The organism is Micromonospora sp. AMSO31t (genome assembly GCF_008868175.1).
Classification (GTDB): Bacteria; Actinomycetota; Actinomycetes; order Mycobacteriales; family Micromonosporaceae; genus Micromonospora.
Genome location: NZ_WBKT01000326.1, coordinates 1 through 639, shown reverse-complemented (window position 1 = coordinate 639; position 639 = coordinate 1). Strand labels below are relative to the sequence as shown.

The following is a 639-nucleotide window of genomic DNA, read 5'->3' as shown; positions in this document are numbered from 1 at the left end:
ACACCCGCCGCCCCGCCGGCGCCGCCTGACCCCGCACCCTCTGCGATCGTGGCGAGTTGCCGTCCGCGGTGAACGACAACTCGCCAAGATCCACGTGTCCGGAGACGGCGAGGGCCGCCCCGAGTGGTCGGAGCGGCCCGTGGTGACGCCGGGTCAGAGGTAGTTCTCGGCCTCGTCGCAGACCTTGTCCAGTCCCTTGTTGGCGGCGTCGAAGGCCGCCTTGTCGTCCCGGGACGCCGCCGCGATGGCCGCGGTCAGCTTGTCCAGGCAGCTCCCGATGACCTTCTTCTGGCGGGCCTGCTCGTCCCGGTCGTTCTTGGTGCCCGTCAGGTCCTGCTCGGTGTCGGCGAGCTTGTCACGGACCGTCTGGAGGTCACCCTTCAGCTTGTCGATCTCCTGCCGGTTCGCGGTGATCGTGCCGTCCCGCTGGCTGACCTGCTGCTCGGCTGTGTGCAGCTTGCCGTTGGTGGTGACGTAGAGGCCGGTCATCACGCCGCCGAGGACCAGGAGCAGCCCGGCGACGAGGCCCAGGATCAGGGCGGCCCGCCCCTTCCCGCCACCCGCCGCGGGCGCCCCGTGGGGCGGCACCGGGCCGGGCGGAGCCGACATGGGGTAGCCCGGCGGGGCCGACATGGGCTG

Annotated in this window: 1 pseudogene; it reads right to left on the bottom strand. The window is 72.0% G+C overall.

Features of this window, described 5'->3' with window-relative positions:
* Positions 1 to 153 precede the first annotated feature (153 nt).
* A pseudogene (locus tag F8274_RS30790) lies at positions 154 to 639 on the bottom strand (hypothetical protein); the annotation flags it as partial.